At 74.2% G+C, this 23,572-nt stretch carries 13 protein-coding genes; 9 read left to right on the top strand and 4 right to left on the bottom strand.

Translation table 11 applies throughout. The features are described from left to right. Positions 1–34: 34 nt before the first annotated feature. Genes ACIBCT_RS08995 through ACIBCT_RS08985 form a run of 3 tightly spaced genes read right to left on the bottom strand, consistent with a single transcriptional unit; the run spans position 35 to position 3,218 of the window. Positions 35–1,309, bottom strand: coding sequence for a 2-oxo acid dehydrogenase subunit E2 (locus tag ACIBCT_RS08995; RefSeq protein ID WP_399186841.1), 1,275 nt, complete (start codon positions 1,307–1,309; stop codon positions 35–37). After that, on the bottom strand, positions 1,306–2,292 hold the full coding sequence (locus ACIBCT_RS08990) for an alpha-ketoacid dehydrogenase subunit beta (protein WP_399186840.1): 987 nt from the start codon (positions 2,290–2,292) through the stop codon (positions 1,306–1,308). The genes ACIBCT_RS08995 and ACIBCT_RS08990 overlap by 4 nt, the downstream gene beginning before the upstream one ends. Next, positions 2,289–3,218, bottom strand: a complete 930-nt coding sequence (locus ACIBCT_RS08985) for a thiamine pyrophosphate-dependent dehydrogenase E1 component subunit alpha (RefSeq protein WP_399186839.1) — start codon at positions 3,216–3,218, stop codon at positions 2,289–2,291. Before ACIBCT_RS08985 ends, ACIBCT_RS08990 begins: the two co-directional genes overlap by 4 nt. A 506-nt stretch (positions 3,219–3,724) precedes the next feature. Here ACIBCT_RS08985 and ACIBCT_RS08980 point away from each other — a divergent pair. The 9 genes from ACIBCT_RS08980 (at position 3,725) to ACIBCT_RS08940 (ending at position 22,678) form a co-directional block, all read left to right on the top strand. Further along, complete coding sequence (locus ACIBCT_RS08980; RefSeq protein ID WP_399186838.1) at positions 3,725–9,463, top strand: amino acid adenylation domain-containing protein; 5,739 nt, start codon at positions 3,725–3,727, stop codon at positions 9,461–9,463. Then, a complete protein-coding gene (locus tag ACIBCT_RS08975; RefSeq protein WP_399186837.1) occupies positions 9,460–9,708 on the top strand; it encodes an acyl carrier protein in 249 nt (82 codons plus the stop codon). Before ACIBCT_RS08980 ends, ACIBCT_RS08975 begins: the two co-directional genes overlap by 4 nt. A gap of 134 nt (positions 9,709–9,842) precedes the next feature. Continuing rightward, complete coding sequence (locus ACIBCT_RS08970) at positions 9,843–11,363, top strand: class I adenylate-forming enzyme family protein (RefSeq protein ID WP_399186836.1); 1,521 nt, start codon at positions 9,843–9,845, stop codon at positions 11,361–11,363. 1 nt (position 11,364) lies between these two features. Next, the gene (locus tag ACIBCT_RS08965) at positions 11,365–12,975 is read left to right on the top strand and encodes a condensation domain-containing protein (protein WP_399186835.1); all 1,611 of its coding nucleotides are present in this window, start codon (positions 11,365–11,367) and stop codon (positions 12,973–12,975) included. Beyond that, entirely contained in the window at positions 12,972–14,582 is a 1,611-nt protein-coding gene (locus tag ACIBCT_RS08960; RefSeq protein ID WP_399186834.1) for a condensation domain-containing protein, read from the top strand. Before ACIBCT_RS08965 ends, ACIBCT_RS08960 begins: the two co-directional genes overlap by 4 nt. Beyond that, positions 14,579–16,141 (top strand): condensation domain-containing protein, encoded by a 1,563-nt coding sequence (locus tag ACIBCT_RS08955; RefSeq protein ID WP_399186833.1) that lies wholly within the window; start codon positions 14,579–14,581, stop codon positions 16,139–16,141. Before ACIBCT_RS08960 ends, ACIBCT_RS08955 begins: the two co-directional genes overlap by 4 nt. Beyond that, positions 16,135–18,213 carry an amino acid adenylation domain-containing protein gene (locus ACIBCT_RS08950; RefSeq protein WP_399186832.1) on the top strand — a complete coding sequence of 693 codons (2,079 nt, stop codon included), beginning with the start codon at positions 16,135–16,137 and terminating at the stop codon, positions 18,211–18,213. The genes ACIBCT_RS08955 and ACIBCT_RS08950 overlap by 7 nt, the downstream gene beginning before the upstream one ends. Beyond that, positions 18,210–21,416 carry an amino acid adenylation domain-containing protein gene (locus tag ACIBCT_RS08945; RefSeq protein WP_399186831.1) on the top strand — a complete coding sequence of 1,069 codons (3,207 nt, stop codon included), beginning with the start codon at positions 18,210–18,212 and terminating at the stop codon, positions 21,414–21,416. The genes ACIBCT_RS08950 and ACIBCT_RS08945 overlap by 4 nt, the downstream gene beginning before the upstream one ends. Positions 21,417–21,745: 329 nt before the next feature. Further along, positions 21,746–22,678, top strand: coding sequence for a DMT family transporter (locus ACIBCT_RS08940; protein WP_399186830.1), 933 nt, complete (start codon positions 21,746–21,748; stop codon positions 22,676–22,678). Here ACIBCT_RS08940 and ACIBCT_RS08935 read toward each other — a convergent pair. After that, positions 22,623–23,225: a TetR/AcrR family transcriptional regulator gene (locus tag ACIBCT_RS08935; RefSeq protein ID WP_399186829.1), complete on the bottom strand. Its 603-nt coding sequence runs from the start codon at positions 23,223–23,225 to the stop codon at positions 22,623–22,625. The two genes, ACIBCT_RS08940 and ACIBCT_RS08935, sit on opposite strands and share 56 nt — an antisense overlap. Positions 23,226–23,572 lie beyond the last annotated feature (347 nt).

Below are 23,572 nucleotides of genomic sequence, written 5' to 3'. Positions count from 1 at the left end.
GTCCCATCCCCGGCCGTCGCGGTGGTCCCCTGTCCTACGCGGTCGCAGGGCCCGGCTTCTCCAGGGCCGTCCTGAGCGCGCCGAGGAACTCGGCGGCGTCGCGGCCGTTGACGTAGCGGTGGTCGTAGGAGAGGCCGAGGGAGATCACCCGGCGGACGGCGAAGGAGCCGTCGCGGGCCTGCACCGTCTCCGGGCGCGGCGCGGTGAGCGAGAGCGCGCAGATCTGGCCGGGGAAGACGATCGGGACGGCCATGGTCACCGAGGCGTCGGTGTGCAGGGTCACCATGATGTTGCCGCCGACCAGGTCCCGCTCCCTGAAGGACCCGTTCAGCGCGGTGGCGCGGAACCGGGTCAGGTCGCGGGCGATCTCGTCGAGCGGGCGCCGTCCGGCGTCGCGCACCACCGGCACGTACATGCCGTTGCCGACGTCGACGGTCACGCCCACCTCCGCCGTCGTGGCGCGCCGGGCGCGGTAGCCGTCGAGGGGGGTGGCGAAGAAGACCGGGAAGTCCTCCAGCAGCCGCCCGGTCGCCTGGACGAGCAGCTCCGGCAGGCCGATCAGGGCGCGCAGCCGCTTGGTCTCGGCGCGGGTGAACGGCAGCGCGTCGGTCACGTCCACCCGCATCGCGGTGAACGAGGCCGGGATCTCCCGGTGCGACCGCTCGACCACCTCGGCCGTCCGGCGCTGGGCCCTGGACGGCTCGATCAGGCCGGCCTCCCCGGCTTTCCCGGCCTCCCCGGCTTTTCCGGACTCCCCGGACTTCCCGGGCTCCCCTGTCCCGGAGGGGGACGGGAGGAGCGGTTCCAGGTCGGCCCGGCGGATCACCTTCCTGCCGAGGGCGCGCACCCGCTCCATGGAGATGCCGGACTCGTCCATGAACCGCCGGGCCGGCTCGGTGATGACGAGTCCGCCCGGGTCGGCGACCGGAGCCGCGTGCCCGTTCTGTTCACTCGACGGGCCCGAGGGGGGCCGTCCGGCCGTCACGTCCGTCCCGAGGCCCGTCCCCAGTCCCGTCCCGGGGTCCGTTCCGAGGTCCGTCGCGAGACCCGGCCCGAGGTCCGCGTCCCGGCCGGTCCCGTCGGCCGGGAGGAGGGCGATCACCTGGCCCGGCGCGCACTCGGCGCCCGCGGCCAGCAGGTGCCGCAGCGTCCCGTCCTGCTCGGCGGTCAGCTCCTCGACCGCCTTGGAGGTCTCCAGCTCGGCCAGCACCTCTCCGGCCCGTACCTCCTGGCCGTCCTTGGCCACCCACTCCACCAGCACGTACGTGGCGTCGTTGTTGTTGAGCTTGGGCACCCGGATCTCGGTCACGACAGGGCCTCCACGATCGCGTTCCGGATGTCGCCGGCCTGGACGAGGACCTCGCGCTCCAGGTGGGGCGCGGCCGGGATGACGCTGTCGGCCGCGTTGACCAGGCCGATGGGGCGGCGCAGGGCCGGCCAGAGCCGGGGGTAGAGCACCCGCGCGACCTCCGCGCCCCAGGTGCCGCCCGCCGAGCCGTCCTCGACCACGCACACGTGCCGGGCCCGCTCCAGCCCGGCGAGCTCGGGCAGCGGGTAGAGCCGGGCGGGGATCAGCAGCTCGCAGGCCAGGTCGTCCTCCAGGAGCAGGGCGCGCATCGCCTCCAGCGCCCGGTGCGTCATGCCGCCGTGGGTGACGAGCACGCAGTCGGGCTCGGTCACCCCGTCCACGAAGACCCGGGCGACGCCGTCGCGCACCTCGTACCCGAACAGGTCGTCCACGGTCCCGCCGGTGTACATCCGCCGGGTGTAGAGGACCTTGTCCTCGAAGAACAGGCAGGGCCGCTCCTGCGCGAACATCTCGGCGAACAGCTCACCGGCGTCGTGGAACGGCGTCATCTCGAACAGCGACAGCCCCGGGACGCCGATGAAGTGCTTCTGCGGGCTCTGGCTGTGGGTGGGGCCGTACCCCCGGTTGCCGCCCGACGGGCAGCGCACCACCAGCGGGATCGGGACGGGCCTGCCGTACATGGAGGTGGACTTGGCGGCGAAGTTCACCAGCTGGTCGAAGGCGAGCGCGGCGAAGTCGGCGAACATGATCTCGACGATCGCCCGGTCCCCGGCCAGCGCCAGGCCCGCGCCGACACCGGTGATCGCACCCTCGCTGAGCGGGGTGGACCGCACCCGCCGGCCGAAGCGGGTGGACAGCCCCCGGGTGACCTTGAAGGCCCCGCCGTAGGGGTCGGAGACGTCCTCGCCGAGCAGGTGCACCCGGGAGTCGGCCTCCATCAGGTCGTGCAGGGCGCGGTTGAGGTGCTCGGAGACCCTGCTCACCCGCGCTCCCACACCGACGGGGGGCGGGCCGTGACCTCGGCGGCGATCCGGCCGACCCGCTCGCGGGCGCGAGCGTCCAGCGGGGCGAAGGTGTCGGGGAAGGCGCGGGCGTAGCGGGTGTACCAGTCGTGACCGGCGGCCAGGGCGATCTCCTCGGGGCTCCTGGTGTCGTCGCCCTTGCTGTGCGGGCCGATCCGGTGGGTGACGAACTCGACGACCAGCGGTCCCGGCCGCGAGCGGACCGCCTCGACCGGCGCGGCCAGCCCGGCGCGGATCTCCTCCACCTCGGTGGAGGTCACCCGGTGGTACGGGACGTCGAACGCGGCGGCGCGGTCGGCGACGTTCCCGGCCATCTGCGTCGACGTCGGCGTGGACTGGGCGATGCCGTTGTTCTCCACGACGACCAGCAGGGGGACCCGCCAGAGCCTGGCCATGTTGAGCGCCTCGTAGACCGACCCCTCGCCCCAGGTGCCGTCGCCGACGTACACGCAGGCCAGCGCGCCCGTGCCGGCGAGCTTCAGCGCCACGCCCACCGCGACCGGCACGCTCTCGCCCTGGACGCCGGTGGACAGGAAACGCCGATGGTAGACGTGCTGGCTGCCGCCCACCCCGGCGCAGAGCGCGCCCTGGCGGCCCATGATCTCGGCGAGCAGCCCGTCCGGCTCGTCGTACCTGGCCAGGAAGTGACCGTGGCCGCGGTGGTTGCTCAGCACGAAGTCCTCCTCGCGCAGCAGCGGCGCGAGGGCGACCGGGATGTACTCCTGCCCCAGGCACGTGTGGGTGGTGCCGCTCAGCTCGCCCGTCTCGAAGAGCCTGAGCAGGGTCAGCTCGAAGTGCCGGATCAGCAGCAGGCGCTCCAGGTCCTCCGGGGGCGGTGCGAGCGGCGATCGCCGCAGGTCATGACGGGGTGAAACGGTGGAGACCACGTGTGCTCCTGGCATCGGGTGACAGGGACCACGCTCGGCCGGGCGCGAAAGGACGGCATGGGAGCGCTCCCACCGGGGAGCGTAGGAGGCCAGGGGCGGTGTGTCAATGACTGGGAAGATGACAGAAAATCAGGAAAGCGAAAAAGTCGGATTTATCTGCGTAAAGGCTCTAACAGGGGGTTTATTCAGCTTTATTAGACTCGAAAACGATGCTGAAACCTTGACGAATTTGGCGTGTCATCCCTAGCCTCCTTCGTGGGAGCGTTCCCACGTCGCCGTGCCCGCACGGCGGACGACGCGCTCGGACGGGTGGAATCATCCCGGCCGCACCAGCGTCACCCGGCGGCGGAGAACATCCGCGCCGATCATCACGCCATCGAACCGGTTCGTCCCGTCTGGGACGCGCCGATCCGCTCGGCCGCCATGGGACCGCCCACTCGGGCGGCCCTGCTTCTCAACCACCGCGAGGGGGCTCGGGTGGTCCTCCTCGCCAGCACGGAGGTGTCGTGACGCGAACCGGCCTCTCACCGGCCAAGAAAGCACTGCTCGCCCAGCGTCTGGGCGGTCGCGTCGTCGCGACGTCGATCCCGCCGCGTCCGGCGGACACGGCGCCGCCGCTCTCGGCGGCACAGGAGCGCCTGTGGTTCCTGGAGCAGTACGCCCCGGGCACCGCCGCGTACACCGTGGCCTTCGCCGCGACCCTGGAGGGGGAGATCGACGAGGCGGCCCTCGGCCGCGCACTGACCGAGGTGACGCTGCGGCACGAGAGCCTGCGCACCCGCGTGGTCACCACCGAGGACGGCGGCCCCGCGATCGTCGTGGACGACGCGCCCGCGACCGAACTGCGGATCACCGACGACCCCGCCGAGATCGACGCCGAGACGGCCAGGCCCTTCGACCTGGCCACCGGCCCGCTGCTGCGGGCGCTCCTGGTGCGGCGCGGCCCGGCCGAGCACGTGCTGCTGCTCACCATGCACCACGCGGTGACCGACGGCTGGTCGTGCGACATCGTCATGGAGGAACTCCTCACCCTGCACGCCGCCTACCGCGAGGACCGCGAGGCGGGGCTGCCTGCGGTGCGGGTGCGCTACGGCGACTACGCGCACTGGCAGCGCGGGCGCGAGCACGCCGAGGACGTCACGTACTGGCGGCGGCGCCTGGACGGGCTGGCCCCGCTGGAGCTGCCCACCGACCACCCCCGGCCGGCCGAGCAGGGCTGGCGGGGCGCCGCCTGCGGCGTGAGCCTGGACCCCGCCCTCACCGAGGCGATCACCGCGCTCGGCCGCTCCTGCGGCGCCACCCCGTACATGACGCTGCTGGCCGCGTTCGAGGTGCTGCTCTGGCGCCACTCGGGACAGCGCGACTTCGCCGTCGGCTCGCCCGTCTCCGGCCGGGACCTGCCCGAGCTGGAACGCATGGTCGGGGTGTTCGTCAACTCGCTGCCGATGCGCGCCGACCTGTCCGGCGACCCCACGTTCGCCGGGCTGCTGGAGCGGGTCAGGGAGACGGCGCTGGACGCCTACGCCCACCAGGAGCTCCCCTTCGACCGGCTGGTCGGGGAGCTGGGGGTGGAGCGGGACGTCGGCCGCTCTCCGGTGTTCCAGGTGATGTTCGCCCTGCAGAACTACCGGTCCAAGCCGCTGGACACCCCGGGGCTGACCATGACCCCGCTCCCGGTCACGGTCACGGCCAGCCGCTTCGACCTCGCCCTGTACCTGTTCGACACCCCCGAGGGCCTGGTCGGGCACTTCACCTACGCCACCGCGCTGTTCCGCCCCGACACGGTCGAGCGGATGGCGGCCTGCTTCGAGCAGCTGCTGAGGTCCGTCGTCGCCGACCCGGCCGCGCGGATCTCCGAGCTGGAGTTCCTGCCGCCGGACGAGCGCCGCCGGGTGCTGGCGCTCGGCGAGTCCGGCCCGGTGACGCCGCTGGGCCCGGGCCTGCTGCACGAGGCCGTGACCGAACGCGCCCGGCTCGTCCCGGACGCCGTCGCGGTCGTCGCCGGCGAGGTCTCACTGACCTACGCGGAGCTGGAACTGCGGGCCGGCAGGCTCGCCCGCCTGCTGCGGAACCGGGGCGTGGGCGTCGGCGACCGGGTGGCCGTCCTGCTGGAGCAGTCGGCCGAGACGGCCGTCGCGGTGCTCGGCGTGCTCAAGGCCGGCGCCGCCTACCTGCCGCTGGACCCCGACCACCCGGCCGAGCGGCTCGCGTACGTGCTCTCCGACGCCGGCGCCAGGGCGGTCGTGACCACCCCGGAACTGCGTGACCGCGTGCCGGGCGACCTGCCCGCGGTCCTGGCCGCGGGCCCGGACGGGCGCGGGGCGGAGTACGAGGACGGGCCGGACGGACACGACGGGGAACCCGCGCCCGGCGTCACCCCCGACGACCTGGCCTACGTCATCTACACCTCCGGGACCACCGGCCGGCCCAAGGGCGTGGCCGTGCAGCACCGGCAGGTGATGGTCTACCTCGCCGGGGTGCGCGAGCGGCTGGAGATCGAACCCGGCGGGGTGTACGGGCTGCTGCAGTCCCTCGCGTTCGACTTCGGGGTCACGATCTTCTACCTCTGCCTGATGAGCGGGGGCGCGCTGCACCTGATCCCCTCCCGCACGGCCGGGCCCGAGCTGGCCGCGTACTTCCGCCGGAACGGCCTCGACTACCTCAAGATCACGCCGTCCCACCTGGCGGCGCTGTTGGCCGACGCCACCCCCGAGGAACTGCTCCCCCGCAGGCTGCTGATCCTCGGCGGCGAGGCCGCCCCCCGCGCCTGGGCGGCCGGGCTCGCGGCGACCGGGCGGTGCCGGGTGGTCAACCACTACGGCCCCACCGAGGCCACCGTCGGTGTCACCACCTACCGGGTCGTCCCGGGAAGCGTCGTCCCCGACGGCGCCCCCGGCGCCCCCGACGGTGTCTCCGGTGTCCCCGGTGACGCGGTCGCGGGCGGGGGCGCGGTGGGGGCCGGAACGGTCCTGCCCATCGGCTCTCCCATGCCCGGCGCCCTGGTACGGGTGCTCGACGACGACCTGCGGCCGGTCCCGGCCGGTGTGCCCGGTGAGATCTTCCTCGGCGGCGACCGGCTCGCCCGCGGGTACCTCGACCGCCCAGCTCTCACCGCCGACCGCTTCCTGCCCGACCCGTACGGCGCCCCCGGCACCCGGATGTACCGGACCGGGGACCTCGGCCGGTGGCTGCCCGGCGGGGAGCTGGAGTTCCTCGGCCGCCGCGACCTGCAGCTGAAGGTCCGCGGCTACCGGGTGGAGCCGGGCGAGATCGAGGCGGTGCTCGCCGAGCACCCCCGGGTGGCGCACGCGGTCGTGGAGCTGCGCGGCGGGCGGCTGGTCGCCTACCTGGTCGCCCCGGCCGCGGGTGGCCGGGCGTCGAACGGCACGGCCCCGAACGGCACGGCCCCGAACGGCACGGTTCCGGACGGTGCCGTCGCCGACGGTGCGGCTCCGAACGGTGAGGCGGCTGCGGACGGTGCGGTCCCCGGCGGTGCGGAGCTGCGGTCCTGGCTGGCGGAGCGGCTCCCCGACTACATGGTCCCGGCCCGCTACCTCTGGCTGGACGAGCTGCCGCTGAAGTCGCACGGCAAGGTCGACAGGTCCAGGCTGCCCGACCCCGGCGTCGAGGCGCCGTCCGCCGGGTCCGTACCGCCCGAGACCCCGCTGGAGGAGACGGTCGCCGCGATCTGGGCGGACGTCCTGGAGGTGGAACGGGTCGGCGCGCTCGACGACTTCTTCGACCTGGGCGGCCACTCGCTGCTCGCCATGCGGGTGATCGCCCGGTTGCGCAAGGAGGTCCCCGGCCGGGTGCCGACCGTGCTGGAGCTGTTCAAGAACCGCACGGTCAGGGACCTGGCCCGGTTGCTGGAGAGCGGCGACGAGGGCGCGGCCGGGCTGCTGCACCGGCTCACCCCGGCCAGGACGGCCTCGGCCACCATGGTCTGCGTCCCGTTCGGCGGCGGCAGCGCCGTCGTCTACCAGCCGCTGGCCGACGAGCTGCCCGCGGACTGGGCGCTGTACTCGGTCGCGGTCCCCGGGCACGAGCTCGGCGAGCGGTCCCGTCCCTTCGACGAGGTCGCCCGCGAGTGCGCCGACGAGATCCTCGCCGGGATCAAGGGATCGCTGGTCCTGTACGGGCACTGCGGGCTCGGCGTCATGCTGGTCACCGAGATCGCCCGCCACCTGGAGGAGGCCGGCCGCCCGGTCGACGCGATCTACCTCGGCGGGGTGTTCCCCTTCGCCCGTCCCGGCCGCGGCCTGGGCCGGCTCGGCACCCTGATGGACCGGCTGACCAGCGACCAGGGCAGGATCAACGCCCTGGCCGCGGCCGGTCTGGACGTCGAGGAGTTCGAGCGCGACCAGCTCAAGCTGATCATCGAGAACCGCCGCAACGGCACCCGGACCGCCGAGCGCTACTTCACCCAGCTGTTCGAGGAGGAGACCCGCCCGTTCCAGGCGCCGATCATCTCGGTGGTGGGGGAGCGGGACCCGGCGACCGAGTTCTACCAGGAGCGCTACCGCGAGTGGCGGCACCTGTCCGGCACCGCCGCCTGCGTGGTGCTCGACGAGGCCGGGCACTTCTTCGTGAAGTACCGCGCCCGCGAGCTGGCCGACATCCTCACCGGCACCCACCTGGCCATCGCCTCCGGGCGGACGGCGCCGCTGGAGCGCACCGAGGACTCCACCTGGTGGCTCCAGGGCGTCTCCGGGCCGCCGCCCGTCCCCGCGCCGTCCCCGGTCCCGGTCCCGGTCCCGGGATCGTCTCCGGGCCGGGCGCTGTCCCTGGTCCCCGACCCGTCCCCGGACTCCGGGGGCGCCGGGGGCTCAGGGGCGTCCGTGACCGGGCCGGACCGGCCCGCCGCGACGACGGGACCCCCGCCCGGGATGCGGCGGTTCCTGCTGGTCTCGGTCGGACAGCTCGTCTCGATCACCGGATCGGCGCTGACCGAGTTCGCCATCCCGATCTGGATCTACCTGAACACCGGCTCGCTGGTGAGGTTCGCGCTCTTCGCGGTGCTCGGCCTGGTGCCGGGCATGCTCGTGGCGCCGCTCGCCGGGGCGATCGTGGACCGCTACGACCGGCGCAAGGTCATGCTCTGCGGGGACGTCGCCGCGGGGAGCACGCAGCTCGCGCTCGGCGTGCTGCTCTGGACCGGGAACCTGCAGATCTGGCACATCTACCCGCTGCTGGTCTGCCTGTCGGTCGCGCTCACCTTCCAGCGGTTCGCGTACGGCTCGGCGATCCCGCAGCTGGTCCCCAAGCGGTTCCTCGGGCACGCCAACGGGGTGGTCCAGATGGCCACCGGCACCGCCCAGCTCATCGTGCCGCTGATCGCGACGGGCCTGATGGCCACCATCGGGCTGGAGGGCATCCTCATCATCGACGTGGTCAGCTACGCGGTCGCCACGCTGGTCCTGCTCTTCGTCCGCTTCCCGTCGGCCATGCCGTGGCGCCGCAGGGAGAGCGTCCTGGCCGAGATGGCCAACGGCATCCGCTACTCCTGGGGCAACACCGGCTTCCGCGGCATGCTCGTGTTCTTCGCGGTGCTGAACGTCTTCCTGTCACCGCTCTTCCTGATGGTCTCGCCGCTGGTGCTGTCGTTCGCCACGCTCGACGACGTCGGCGCGATCGCGTTCGCCGGAGGGCTCGGCGTCTTCCTCGGCGGCCTGACCATGACCGTCTGGGGCGGCCCCCGCAGGCGCCGCCTGTACGGGGTGCTGCTGGCCACGCTCACCCTCGCGGTGTTCTGCGTGCTCACCGGCCTGCAGCAGAACCTCGTCGTGATCGGGGCCGGGGCCTTCGGGATGTCGTTCTGCCTGACGATGCTCAACGGCGTCTACGCCACGATCATCCAGGTCAAGGTGCCGCAGCGCTTCCACGGCCGGGTCATCGCGCTCAACACGCTCGTCGCCTGGTCCACCCTGCCGATCGGCTTCGGCCTGGTGGCCCCGTACGGCAGCGCCGTGTTCGAGCCGCTGATGGCGCCCGGCGGGCCGCTGGCCGGCACGGTCGGCCTGGTGCTCGGCACCGGTGAGGGACGCGGCATCGGCTTCATGTACGTGTGCTTCGGGCTGGCCATCGCGCTCATCGCGCTGGTCGCCATGCGGGTGCGGGTGCTGGCCCGTTTCGACGTCGACGTCCCCGACGCGCTCCCCGACGACCTGGTCGGTTTCGAGACCCTGCAGAGCCGCGCCCGCAACAGAAACCGTACGGAAAAAGAAACGGAAGAGGTCAGAGCATGACCGACCCGCTGGCCCGTAGGATCGCCGGCATGATCTCCACCGCCTGCGACGGGCGGCCGACCGCTCAGGAGATCCTCGGTTCGGACGGTTCGCTGTCCGCGCTCGGTGTCACCTCGCTGGCGCTGCTCCGGCTCATCGACGCGGTGGAGGAGGAGTTCGACGTCACCCTCGACCTGGACGGCGAGGCCGCCTACCTGGACAGCTTCCCGCTGCTGGTCGGATACGTGAACGAGAGGACGCCGTGACCTCCCCGGCGACCCCGCCGACACCCGCGACCGTGACGACGACCCCGACGACCCCGACGACCCCGACGACGCCGACGGTCTCGCCGGTCCCGGCGAGGCCGGCTCCCGTCCCGGCCCCGGCGACCGTTCCCGGGATGCTCCGGCTGCGCGCCGCGCAGGAGCCGGAACGGGCGGCGGTCATCGTCGAGGGCGGCCCGGAGATGACCTTCGGCGAGTGGGAACGCCGCTCGGACGCGGTCGCGCACGGCCTGCTGGAGCGGGGCGTGCGGCACGGCGACCGGATCGGGCTGCTGTTCGGCAGCCGGGACTGGGCCGACTTCTCGGTCGCCTACTGCGCGGTCCTCAAGGCCGGGGCGGTCGCCGTGCCCGTCTCCGACCGGCTCGCCCCCGCCGAGGTCCGGCACATGCTGGAGCACTGCTCGGCCTCGGCGGTGCTGTGCGGGACCGGCCTGGTCCCCCCCGGCGGGAGCGACCGGTGGAGCGCGGCCGTCGCGGACCTGGAGGACGGCACGGACACCCCGCCCGACGTCCGGGTCTCACCCGGCGACCTGGCCCAGATCCTCTACACCTCCGGCACCACCGGCCTGCCCAAGGGGGTGGGCGCCAGCCACGCGAACCTGGCGTACGGCTGCGAGACCCGGCCGAACCGGCGCAGGTTCGGCCACTCGCGCCACCTGCTGCACGCCTTCCCGATCGGCACCAACGCCGGCCAGACGATGCTGATCAACGCGCTGGACGCCCGCCCGGCCATGCTCACCCTGGCGCGCTTCACCCCCGCCCGCTTCGCCAGGCTGATCGAGTCGCGGGGCGTGGGGACCGTGTTCGTGGTCCCGGCCATGGCGATCGAGTTCCTCAACGCGGGCCTGCACGAGCGGCACGACATGTCGAGCGTCCTGCTGCTCGGCTCGGCGGCCTCGGCCCTCCCACCGGCCGTGGCCGTACGGCTGGCCGCCGCCTTCCCCAAGGCGACGATCACCAACTACTACACCTCCACCGAGGCGGCCCCCGCCCAGACGATCATGATCTTCGATCCGTCCCGGCCGGGGGCGCTGGGCAGACCGGCGGCCGGAGCCGCGCTGCGCGTCGCCGACGCCCAGGGCCGCGCGCTGCCCAGGGGCGAGACCGGTGAGGTGTGGCTGCGCTCGCCCACCGCGCCGCGTTCCTACTACCGGGACGAGCGCTACGGTACCGAGACGTTCCGCGACGGCTGGGTGCGGATGGGGGACCTCGGCTACCTGGACGACGGCGGTTACCTCCACCTCGTCGACCGGGAGGGCGACGTGGTCAAGTCGGGCGCGTTCAAGGTCTCGACGATCCAGGTGGAGGCGGCGCTGCACGAGCACGAGGACGTCGCCGAGGCCGCGGTGGTCGGCGTCCCGCACCCGGTGCTCGGCACCGTCGTGGCCGCCGCGGTGGTGCTGCGCCCCACCCGGTCCGGGCGGCCGGACGGGGAGCCGTCGGGTCCCGGGGGTCCCGGCGGGGGGTTCGCCGGGGAGCTGCGCGCCTTCCTGATGGAGCGCCTGGCCGGGCACGAGCTTCCCGACCGGGTGCTCGTGGTCGACGCCCTGCCCAGGAACCAGTCGGGAAAAGTCATCAAAAGGGAGCTGCGGGGCCTGTTCGAGGCCGCCGCGGCAGGCCGGACGGAGGGCACCTGAAATGTCGCTGCCGCTGATAGACGGATGGGAAAGGGCGTCCTTCGCCCAGCAGGGGATGTGGATCACCGAGCGGACGGGTGCCGGCGGCCGGGCCTACGCGATGCCGCTGACCGTGCGGTTCGACGGCCCGCTCGACGTGGACGCGATGCTCGCCGCCTGCGCGGCCGTCGTCGGGCGCCACCCCGTGCTCGCCGCGGTCCTGGCGGAGCGGGACGGCGAGATCCGGCTGCTCACCGGCGAGGCGCCGCCGCCGATCCGGTTCACCGACCTGTCCGGGCCCTCCGGCGAGGCCGCCCACGAGGCCGCGATCGACCAGGCCCTCGAGGCCGAGGTGGCCCGCCCCTTCGACCTGGAGACCGGCCCGCCGTCCAGGTTCACCCTGTTCAGGCTCGCCCCCGGCCGTCACCTGCTGCAGGTCGTCGCCCACCACGCCGTCTTCGACGGCATGTCGAAGGAGGTCCTGCTCCGCGACCTCGCCGCCGCCCACGCGGGGTCCGCGCAGGCCCCCCTGCCGATCTCGTACGGGGAGGCGGCCCGTGCCGAACAGGAGCGGGTGGCCGCCGCGCTGGAGGAGGCCGCGGAGTTCTGGCGCCCGCGCTGGCACGACGAGCAGGAGGTGGCGCTGCCCGGCCCGGCCCGTCCCTCGCTGCGCGCCGCCCCCGGCGACACCCTGGACCTGCACCTCGGCGACGAGGTCGCCGCGGTCGCCGGGCCGCTGGGCCTGACCCGCTTCGAGACGGTGCTGGCCGTCCTGCACACGCTGCTGTACGGGTACGGCAACACCACGGTCGCGGTGGCCGTGGACCTGTCCACCAGGACCGAGGAGACGCGCGAGCACGTGGGCGCGTTCGTCAACGAGCTGCCCGTGGTGTCCCGCCCGGCGGGGACGTTCGCCGAGTTCGCCCGGTCGGTGCGGGAGGAGGTGCGGGCGATCTACCGCTTCCGGGAGGTCCCGCTGGCCAGGGCCCTGGGCGGGATCAGCCCGCGCGCCGCGCTCACCCCGGTCTCGCTCAGCTACCGGGGACGCTCGGGCGCCGACCCCTCCTTCGACGGCCTGGACGCCTCGGTCGACTGGTCGGCCTCCAACGGCGCGGTCCGCAACACCCTGCACCTGCAGATCGTCGACGGCCCGGACGGGATGCGGGCCCACCTGCGGTTCAACCCCGAGGCCATCGGCCGCGCCGCCTGCGAGTGCGTCGCCGAGGACCTGCGCGTGCTGCTGGAGGGCGTCGCCGCCCGTCCAGGCACCCCGATCGACGAGCTCCCCCTGCCCGCCCGGGTCGTCCGCGCGGTCCCGGCGGAGGCCGCAGGAGGCACGGAGGCGGCGGGCTCCGTCGCGGTCGCGTCCCCGGTGGCCGCGCCCGCCACGCAGGGGGCGGACGCCGGGGACGCGGAACTCGTGCGGGTGGTGACGGAGATCTGGTGCGAGGCGCTCGGGACGGACGAGGTCGGCCCGGAGGACGACCTGTTCGACCTCGGCGGGCACTCGCTGACCATCACCCAGATCATCGCCCGGGTCCGGGACCGGCTCGGCGTCGAGCTCTCCTTCGAGGTGTTCATCGACACCCCGACCGTCGCGGGCGTCGTCGAGGAGATCGGCAGGTCCCGATGACGGCGACGGCGGACGGACTGGTGCCGCTGTCCTCCGAGACGGTGGAGTTCACGGGCGCGCGAGGCGGCGACGCGCCGTTCACCTGGGGTCAGCTGGCCTTCTGGCGGCTCACCCGGTGGCTGGACGACGACGACCCGTTCTACAACATGTCCTGGGTGCTGCCGGTCTACGGCAGGCGCGACCTCGACGCCGTCCTGTCCGCCCTGCGCGCGCTTGTCGAGCGGCACGAGGCGCTGAGGACGACGTTCGAGCAGACGCCCGAGGGACCGGTGCAGCACGTGGCCGGCCGGGGCCGGTTCACCGTCGAGGTGTTCGACACGAACGTCAAGCCGCTCGCCGCCGCCAGGGAACTGGCCGCGGGGATGGCCGCCAGGGCGTTCGAGTACGCCGTCGAGCTGCCGTTCCGCTGCGCCGTGGTGACGGTCGACGGACGCCCCAGGATGGTCGCGTTCGCCCTGTGCCACCTGGCCGTGGACGGTGGCGCGCTGGACGTGCTGGCGCGCGACTGGCGGAGCCTGCTGGCCGGGGCCGAGCCGCCGGGGCCGGTGTGGCAGCCGATGGACCAGGCCGCCTTCGAGCAGGAGGGGGCGGGCGCGGCCCGTGGCGAGCGGGCGCTGCGGCACTGGCGCGCGCAGCTGGAGCGGGTGCCCATGACCATGTTCGACTTCCCCCCCGCCGAGCCGGAGGAACCGCGGTTCATCCGGCTCGGCATGGAGTCGGTCGCCGCGGCGGCCGCGACCGAGACGCTGGCGGCGCGCTGGTCGGTGAGCGCGTCCACCGTGCTGACCACGGCGAGCGCGGTGCTGCTGAGCGCGCTCACCGGGCACCGCCAGGTGGTCATGCAGCTCATCGTGGCCAACCGGCACGACCCCCGGGTCGCGAGCATGGCGGGCACCGCGGCGCAGGATGGGCTCTTCGTCCTCGACCTGCCCGGCGGGACGTTCGCCGACGCCACCCGCGCCGGGCACCGGCAGGCGCTGACCGCCTACCGGAACGCCCAGTACGACGCGTACCGGATGATGGCGCTGCGCGAGGAGGTCGGCCGCGAGCGCGGCGGGCCGATCAACCTGTCGGCCTACTTCAACGACGCCAGGACCATCACCGACTGGCCGCACCTGCCCGCGGTGGACCCGCCGGGCGATCCGGCCGCGATCGCCGCCCTCACCGGGCGGACCAGGGTCTTCCACGTCGCCTCCTGGGCGCAGGTGGACGCCACGGCCATGTTCTCCACCGGCCCCGCCACCGACGTCTGCCAGCTCTACCTGATGGTCGACACGGCCTACGTGCCGCGCTCCACGACCCAGGCGCTGCTGCTCGGCATGGAGACGCTGCTCGTCGCCGCGGTGGCCGGGGACGTCCCGCTGGACGGGGTCGCGGAGCTGTGCGGCATCACGCCGGTGGAGCGTCCCGCCGCGACGCTGGAGCACCCGGATCCGGTGGGCGCCGCTCCGGTGGACGCCGTTCCGATGGGCGCGAGCCCGATGGACGCCGCTCCGATCGACGCCGTTCCGATGGGCGTCGGCCCGGTGGACGCGGGTCCGATGGAGGCCGGGCGGCTCGCCGGGCAGGGCGCCGCCGTGCCCGCGACACCGGGAGGTGGCCGGTGACCGCGGAGGAGCAGGCGCCGCCGGGCTCGCGCGCGGCGCTGCTCGACCGGCTGCTGCGGCTGCCTCCCGAACGGCGCGAGGCGCTGCTGCGGGAGATCCGCGAGCGGGGCGGGAACGGCCCCGCGGGGACGACGGACCGGGACACGTCCGGGGGCACGGCCGGGAACACGCACGGGAGCGCGGCCGAGACCCCCGGGAACGCGACCGGCCGGGACGCGGGCACGGACGACGGCGCGGCCGGGGAGGGTGAGGTCTGGCCGCTGTCGTTCGGGCAGGAGCGCCTGTGGTTCCTCGGCAGGTTCGACCCGGCCGACACCACCTACCACACCCCCTGGTGCGTGCGGCTGCGCGGACCGGTCGACGCCGGCGCGATCGCCGCGGCCTTCACCCGCGTCGTCGAGCGGCACCACGTGCTGCGCACCCGCTACCGGCTGGACGGGGACCGTCCCGTCCAGGTCGTCGTGCCCGCCGCGCCGGTGCCGGTGGAGTCGGTGGACGTCACCGGCGACCCCGACCCCGCCGTGGTGGAGTTCGTCGACCGGCCGTTCGACCTGGAGCACGGCCCGCCGCTGCGGGTCGCGCTGCTGCGGCTGGGCGAGGACGACGTCCTGCTCTGCATCGTCCTGCACCACATCGTCGTGGACGGCTGGTCGCTGGACGTGCTGATGCGCGAGGTGACCGAGTGCTACGCCGCCCACCGGGAGGGCAGGCCGCCACGGCTGGAGGAGCTTCCCACCCAGTACCCGCGAGTCGCCGAGGAGGACAGGCGCCGCGCCGAGAGCGACGAGGACGCCTCGCACCTGGAGTACTGGACCAGGACGCTCGCCGGGGTGCCCACCCTCGACCTTCCCCCGGACCGTCCCCGCCCGGCCCGCTGGAGCGGACGCGGCGGGCAGGAGAGCCTGCTCGTGCCCGACGAGACGATCACCCGGCTGGAGGAGGTCGCCAGGGCGGCGCGCTGCACGCTCTTCACCGCGCTGCTCGCCGCCTACCAGGTGACCCTGGGCGGGGCCTGCGGGCAGGACGACTTCTGCGTCGGCGTGCCGGTCGCGGGCCGGGACCGCACCGAGATCGAGCCGCTCATCGGCTACTTCGCGACCACCATGGTGATGCGCGCGGACCTGTCCGGCGACCCCACCTTCCGCGAGCTGCTCAAGCGCACCCGGCTGACGCTCTTCCGGGGGCTGCAGCACGCCGGCACGCCGTTCGAGCGGATCCTCGGCGCGCTGCGCCTGCCCCGCGACCTGGGCAGGCCGCCGCTCTACCAGGCCATGTTCAACCTGCACAACCTGCCCAAGGGCCACCTGCTGAACACCACGATGGGCGACCTGTCGGCCGAGTTCCGTCCCGTCCCCACGGCCGGCCGTACCAAGGCCGAGGTGTCCGTGGACGCCTGGCGGGGGCCCGAGGGCCTCGGCGGCGTCCTCGACTACAGCAGTGACCTGTTCTCCGCCGAGACCGCGCGGCGCCTGACCCGGTCCTTCACCGGCGTGGTGGAGCGCGCCGGGGCCGACCCGGATCTCCGGCTGTCCGACCTGAGAGGTGCAACACCGTGGTGACGACCGTGCCGACGACGCCGAACCCGTTCCTGGGCCCGTCCCCGAACGCGGCCCCGGCCCCGGCCCCGGCGCCGGAGCCGGAGCCGGTGCCGGGACCCGGCGGGGACGCCGGATCCGTGCGGGAGCCGGGGACGGGACGATCCCGGGCCGGATCCGCGCACCGCTCACCCGCCCCGGCACCGGACGCGGTGGCCGTCAGCGGCCCCGGGGGCGAGCTGACCTACCGGGAGCTGTCCCGGCGGGTCGGCGACCTCGCCGCCGTGCTGCGCGAGCGGGGGGTGGGCCCGGAGACACCCGTCGGGCTGTGCATGGAACGGACCACGGGGATGGTCGTCGCGCTCCTGGCGGTCTGGGCCGCGGGCGGCGCCTACGTGCCCCTCGACCCGGCCTTCCCCGAGGACAGGCTGGCCCTGATGCGCGAGGACGCCGGGATCGGCCTGGTGCTGACCCAGCCCGGCGTGGACCGGCGGCTGCTGGCCGGCGTCCCCGACGTGCTCTCCCTCACGGCCGGTGGCGAGATCCCGCCGGTGCCGGGCGGCACGCCCGCGCCCGGTGCCGTCCCTGCCGTCCCTGCCACCCCCGGCCTTTCCGCGCCGGGTCTTCCCGTTCCCGGGCTCTCCGGCCCGGCCGGGAGCGGGCTGGCGTACGTGCTCTACACCTCGGGTTCCACCGGGCGGCCCAAGGGCGTCGAGGTGCCCGGCCGGGCGGTGGCGAACCTGCTCGCGTCGTTCGCCGACCGGCCGGGACTCCTCCCCGAGGACCGCTGGCTGGCCGTCACGACCCTGTCGTTCGACATCTCCGTGCTGGAACTGCTGCTGCCGCTGGCGTGCGGGGCGCGGGTCGTGGTGGCCTCCGCCGAGCAGGCCGCAGACGGCCCGGCACTGCGGGCGCTGGCGGTCGCCGAGCGGATCACGGTCATGCAGGCCACCCCGGCGACGTGGCGGATCCTGCTGGAGGCCGGGGGCGTACCGGAGACGGTCCGCCTGCGGCTCTGCGGGGGAGAGGCGCTGCCCCGCGACCTCGCCGACGCGCTCCTCGCGCCCGGCGCGGACCTGTGGAACGTCTACGGGCCGACCGAGACGACCGTGTGGTCCACGGCCGGGATCGTCGAGCCGCCCCCGGCCGGGATCGGCCTGGGAGGGCCGATCGCCGGGACGTTCCTGTACGTCCTCGACGAGCGCGGCCTTCCGGTGCCGGACGGCGAGGCGGGCGAGCTGCACATCGGCGGCGACGGGCTGGCCCGCGGCTACCGGGGCATGCCCGGCCCGACCGCGGCCCGGTTCCTGCCCGACCCCTTCGCCGGCCGTCCCGGGGCCCGCATGTACGCCACCGGCGACCTGGTCCGGAACGCCCCGGACGGGCGCCTGGAGTACCTCGGCCGGGCGGACCGGCAGGTCAAGATCAGAGGGTTCCGCGTCGAGCTCGGGGAGATCGAGACCGTGATGCACTCGGTGGAGGGGGTGCGCCGGGCCGCCGCGGGCGTCTGCGACGGGCCGGACGGCCTGCCCAGGCTGGTGGCGTACGTGGTCCCCGCGCCCACCCCGGCGCGGCTACCGGCGCCGGAGGACCTGTGGGAGACGCTGCGCGACCGGCTGCGCGCGAGCCTGCCCGAGTACATGGTCCCCGCGCACCTCGTCACGCTCGACGCCCTGCCGCTCACCCCCAACGGCAAGCTCGACCGCGCGGCGCTCCCCGCGCCCGACTGGACGGCGTCGCCGGCGACCCCCTACCGGGCACCCTCGACCCCCGCCGAGGACGAGCTCGCCACGATGTGGGCCGAGGTGCTGGGGGTGGACCGGCCGATCGGGGTCGACGACGACTTCTTCGAGCTCGGCGGGCACTCCCTGACCGCGGCCCGGATCATCGCCAGGGTCCAGTCGCGCTTCGGGGCCGCCGTGCCGATCGTGGTCCTCTTCGAGAACCCGACCGTCGCGGGGCTCGCCCGGTGCCTGGACGACCTGGACGACGACGACCTGGACCTCTCCGAGATCGCCGCGCTGCGCGACCGGCTCGACGGGCTCGACGCCGACGAGCTGGCCGCCATCTTCGACGAACTGGCGCCGGGCTCGTGAAGGCGCCCCTGTCCCCGGCGCAGGAGCGGCTCTGGCTCCTGCAGCGTCTCGACCCGGGCAACGCCTCCTACAACGTGTACCTGGTCCGCAGGCTCGAGGGCCCGCTGGACAGGTCCGCGCTGCTGCTCGCGCTCACCGACGTCCTGTCCCGGCACGAGAGCCCGCGCACCCGGTTCACCGAGGAGGAGGGCGTGCCCTGGGCCGTGGTGGAGAACGACCCGCCCGCGGTCGAATGGCTGGACGCCGGCGACCGCGGTGACGCCGGACGCCTGGTGACCGAGCGGGTCAACGCCCCGTTCGACCTGGAGGCCGGGCCGCCGCTGCGCGCCGCGGTGATCCGGGTCGACGCGGGCGAGCACGTGCTCTGCCTCACGATGCACCACATCGTCGCGGACGGCTGGTCGCTCAACGTCCTTCTCGACGACCTGGCCGACTGCTACACCGCCCGGCTGTCCGGGACCGAACCCCGGCTGCGCCCGCTGCCCGTGCAGGCGAGCGACTACGCCCGCTGGCAGCGGCGCAGGGCCGGGCGGGCCGTGCCGTACTGGCGTGAGAAGCTCGCCTCCCCGCCCGCGTCGGAGCTGCCGTTCCGGCGCGCGGGGCAGGGGAGCGGGCGCGGCGAGACGCAACGCGTCCGGTTGCCCGCGGCCACGGCGCGCAGGCTGGAGTCGCTGGCCGCCGAGCACCGCACCACCCTGTTCACGGTGCTGGTCGCGGCCTACCAGACGCTGCTGCTGCGGCACACCGGGCAGGACGACGTCCTGGTCGGCACCGTCGTGGCGGGCCGTGACCGGGTCGAGCTGGAGCCGATGGTCGGGTACGTCTCCCAGACGCTGATCCTGCGCGGCGACCTGGCGGGCGATCCGCCGTTCACCGCGCTGATCGGCCGTACCCGCGGCGAGGTCCTGGGGGCGCTGGGCAATCCCGCGGTCCCCTTCGAGCAGCTCAGCCACCCGGCCGAGTCGCTGCTGCCCTCCATGCTCATCCTGCACACCCAGGACGCCGGTCCGCGACGGCCCTTCGGCGACCTGACCGTGACCGACGCCGACGCGGGTTTCCGGCAGGCCAAGGTGGACCTCCTGGTGGAGGCGTGGTCCGACGAGAACGGCCTGGAGCTGTCCTTCTGCCACGACACCGGCCTGTTCGGGACGGAGGAGGTCGGCCGCCTGGCCGCCAGGTTCGCCCTCCTGCTCGGATCCGTCGCGGCCCGCCCGGACACCCCGCTGTCGGCGCTGCCGGTCTGGACCGACGCCGACCACTCCGACATCCGCACGCTGCCGGCCGGACCGGTCCCGCCCGCCGGGTACGCGGCGCCGTCCGCCCCGGACACCGCCCCGGACACCGTCACGGACACCGTCACGGTCCCCGGGATGATCGCCGAGGCGGCGCGGCGGGCCCCCGGGGCGATCGCCGTGGTCTGCGGCCGGGAGAGCGTCACCTACGGCGAGCTGCTGGCCCGTGCGCGGGCGCTCGCCGGGGTCCTGCGCGAGCGCGGCGTGCGGCGCGGCGACGTGGTCGGCGTCTGCCTGCCCCGCTCGGTGGAGGCGATCGTCGCGCTGCTCGCCACCTGGCAGGCCGGGGCCGCCTACCTGCCGTTCGATCCCGAGGTGCCGGACGAGCGGCTGGCCTTCTCGATGGCGGACGCCTCGGCCACCTGCCTGATCACCCTGCGCGAGCCGCCCCCGGGCCGTGTCGCCGTCGCCCCCTCCGCCGGGAACGGTGCCTCCACCGGAGACGCGACCTCCACCGGGAGCGGTGCCTCCACCGGGGACGCGGCCTTCACCGGGAACGGGACGGCACGTGTCACCGGGGACGGTGACGCTGGCCGGATCGCGCTCGGACCGCCGGACGCCGCGTACGTCATCACCACCTCGGGTTCCACCGGCGTGCCCAAGGGGGTGCTGGTCGAGCACGGCGCGGTGGCGGCGCGGGTGCGCTGGATGCGCGCGGACTACGGCCTGACCCCGGCCGACGAGGTCGTGCAGTTCGCCTCGCTCGGCTTCGACACCCACGTCGAGGAGATCTTCCCCACGCTGGCGGCGGGGGCCAGGCTCGTCCTGCTCCCCGACGGCGCGACGTCCCTGCCCGCCCTGCTGTCCTCGCCCGCGGGCCGGACCGTCACCGTGCTCGACCTGCCGACCGCGTACTGGCACTCGCTGACCGAGGAACCGGAGGAGACGGCCTGGCCACCCGCCCTGCGCCTGGTCGTCCTGGGCGGCGAGCAGGTCGCGGCACCTGCGGTGGAACGCTGGCGCGGCCTGCTCGGCGACCGCGTCCGGCTGGTCAACACCTACGGCCCCACCGAGGGGACGGTGATCGCCACCGCCGCCGACCTCGGGGCCGGGGACGTGGCCGGCCGCCCGCCGATCGGGACGCCGATCGGCGAGACCACCGTCCGCGTGCTCGACGGCCGGGGAGAGCCCCTGCCGCCCGGAGCGGCCGGGGAGCTGGTCATCGGCGGGGCCGGGGTGGCCCGGGGCTACCTCGGCAGGCCCGCGCTGACGGCGGGCGCGTTCGTCCCCGACCCGTACGGGGCGCCGGGAGCGCGCCGCTACCGCACCGGCGACCGGGCGCGGTGGCGTCTCGACGGGCGGCTGGAGTTCCTTGGACGGTTCGACGCGCAGCTGAAGATCAGGGGCTTCCGGATCGAACCCGGGGAGGTGGAGAGCCGCCTGCTCGCCCACCCGGAGGTACGGCAGGCCTTCGTGACCGGCCGGGGCGAGGAGCTCGTCGCCTACGTCACCGGCACCGCGGACCCGGCAGAGCTCAGGGCCCACCTGGAGCGGTCGCTGCCGCACCAGCTCGTCCCCACCTCCTGGGTGACGCTGGACGCGCTGCCGCTCACCACGAGCGGCAAGGTCGATCGGGCCGCGCTTCCCGAACCGGCCGCACCGGTCCCGTCCGCGGGGCGCGTCGAGCCGCGGACGGACGCCGAGAGGCTGGTGGCCGGGATCTGGGACGAGCTGCTCGGCGCGGGTCCGGTCGGCGTCTTCGACGACTTCTTCGCGCTGGGCGGGCACTCCCTGCTGGCGACCCGGGTGGCGGCCCGGATCAGGCGGGCCACCGGGATCGAGGTGCCGATCCGCACGGTCTTCGCCCGGAGCACGGTGGCCGGCCTCGCCGAGGCGCTGGAGGAGCTGCTGATCGAGGAACTGGAGGCGCTGTCCGACGAGGAGGCCATGGAACTGCTCGCCGACTCCTGAACCCCGACGACCGGGTCCCCGGCCGGGCCTCGTCGGCCGGGGACCCGGTCGTGCCCTCCCGGCCGGAGCGTCCCGCATGCCCGTCACCCTCCACACGGTGTTCGTCATGCCCGGCCCGGATCGCGGTGGTGCCCGGAGCGGCTGTCGGCGCCGTACCCCCGTCGGATTTTTCGCCCTGATTGTGCGAAGAATCCAATAAGACGGAAAGGTCTCCGAGGGTATGAGGTCCCGCGTGCCGGTGTGGCGTCCTTCACTCAGCGTTGTATTCGGGCCATCCCCGATCCGTTCGGTGACGGGACCGTCGCGTTGGGTGATGTCACCCTTCCGGTATGGCAGTGGTAGCTCCCCGGCCCGTCGTGGGAATCATGCTCCTGATCTTCGTCAGCGCCGCCTGGGGATCGGCCTTCCCGCTGATGAAGGACCTCATCGTCCGCGTGCCCGTCGCGGACCTGCTCGCCGAGCGGTACGGCATCGCCGCGCTCGCACTGGCCGCGCTCCGTCCCGGGCATCTGCGAGGGCTGCCCGAGGGCACCTGGCCGACCGGCATCCTGCTCGGCCTGCTGTTCGGCCTGGGCCAGACGGTCCAGGCGGTCGCGCTGCACGACCTGCCCTCGTCGGTCTCCGGGTTCACGGTCGGCTCGTACGTGGTGATCACCCCGGTCCTCGGGCTGGTCCTGCTGGGGGCAAGGACGTCGGCGCGGGTCTGGGCCGCGGCGGCGCTGGCGATGGCCGCGATGGCAGTCTTCACCGTGCTGCGCGGCACCGAGGGCGGTCACGTCTCGCCGCCCGCGCTGTTCGTCACCCTGCTGTCGGCGGTGCTGTACGCGGGCCACACGCTGGCGCTCGGCAACTCCCCGGCCGCCCGGCGGAACGCCTACGCGGTCACGGTGATCCAGCTCGGCACCATCGCCGTGATGACGGGCCTCCTCGCCGCGCCGGACGGCCTGACCCTGCCCGCCACCCCGGGCGACTGGGCCGCCCTCGGTCACCTGTCGATCGTGGCGTGCGCGCTGGGCTTCCTGGCCCGCTCGTGGGGCCAGGTGCACGTCCCGCCGGTGTCCGCGGCGGTGATCCTGTCGTCCCAGCCGCTCTGGGTGACCGCCCTGGCCGTCGCGCTGTACGGCGAGCCGCTCACCGTGGGCGTCTTCCTCGGGGGAGGGCTGATCGCCCTCGCCATGCTGCTGATCGTGCTGCCCGGCGGGCCGCTCAGTCCAGCTCGTCGGGTGACAGACCCAGTTCCGCCGCCGCGGCCGTCCGGATGAACCCGGTCAGGCGGGCCCGGGGCAGCACCCGGCGATGCACCGTCAGCTGCGTGGACAGGCCGTCGATCAGCGAGATGATCCGCCAGGTCGCCCCCTCGGGGTCGGCGCAGGTGAACACCCCCGCCCTGACGCCGTCCTCGATGATCGCGCGCAGGGACTGCCTCCAGCGCAGGTCGATCCTGCGGGACATCTCCTCCAGGTCGGGGTTGCGCATCGACTCGGCCCAGGCGTCGATCCACAGGGCCCACGACTTGGACTTGCCGATGGGGGAGTAGAGCCTCAGCAGGGCCCGCAACCGGTCGAGGGGGGAGCCGCCCGCCTCCTCCACCGCGGCGAGCGCGTCCAGGTCGAGCTGGGCGGCGTAGGAGAACGTCTGGGCGAACAGCTTCTCCTTGGTCTCGAAATGGTAGAAGAGCAGCGCCTGGCTCACCCCGGCCGCCTGGGCTATGTCAGCGGTTCGGGTGTGAGCGAACCCCTGGGTCGCGATGACATCACAGGCGGTCCGGAGCAGATCTTCACGACGTAATCGCCCAAATCCCCTTGCCACAAGGGAACACTAGCGGGTCAAGTCCGGCCGTTCGGGATAGGGGTGAAGGTCAGGGGGGTGTGACCCCAGGTGAGGGGTACCCCTGGTCCGGGCCCCGCGAACGCGGGACGCGGCCCCTGATGCCCGGCCGGGACCCTTCGTGAGCCGTGACCCGTCCGGCTCAGGGGGGATCGTCCCCCTGTTCGCGGGCGAGCGGGAGGCGCGGCACGAAGCGCGCTCCCGCGGAGCCGTCCTGCGGCTTCGGGGTGCCGCCGTGCGCGAGGGCGATCTCCCGGGCGCCCCCGGCCCGCGTTTCAGTGCATTTCCTGCCAAGAAGGGATAAAGATCTCCCAAGCTCCTCAGTAGAG

This window comes from Streptosporangium sp. NPDC050855, assembly GCF_044456585.1.
Classification (GTDB): domain Bacteria; phylum Actinomycetota; class Actinomycetes; order Streptosporangiales; family Streptosporangiaceae; genus Streptosporangium; species Streptosporangium longisporum.
The sequence above is the reverse complement of the archived record's forward strand: the minus strand, read 5'-3'. Positions and strand labels throughout refer to the sequence as shown.

Coding starts and splice junctions, on each gene's coding strand:
- ACIBCT_RS08960 (WP_399186834.1), top strand. CDS start 12,972: ATGACGGCGACGGCGGACGGACTGGTGCCGCTGTCCTCCGAGACGGTG.
- ACIBCT_RS08975 (WP_399186837.1), top strand. CDS start 9,460: ATGACCGACCCGCTGGCCCGTAGGATCGCCGGCATGATCTCCACCGCC.
- ACIBCT_RS08965 (WP_399186835.1), top strand. CDS start 11,365: ATGTCGCTGCCGCTGATAGACGGATGGGAAAGGGCGTCCTTCGCCCAG.
- ACIBCT_RS08940 (WP_399186830.1), top strand. CDS start 21,746: ATGGCAGTGGTAGCTCCCCGGCCCGTCGTGGGAATCATGCTCCTGATC.
- ACIBCT_RS08970 (WP_399186836.1), top strand. CDS start 9,843: ATGCTCCGGCTGCGCGCCGCGCAGGAGCCGGAACGGGCGGCGGTCATC.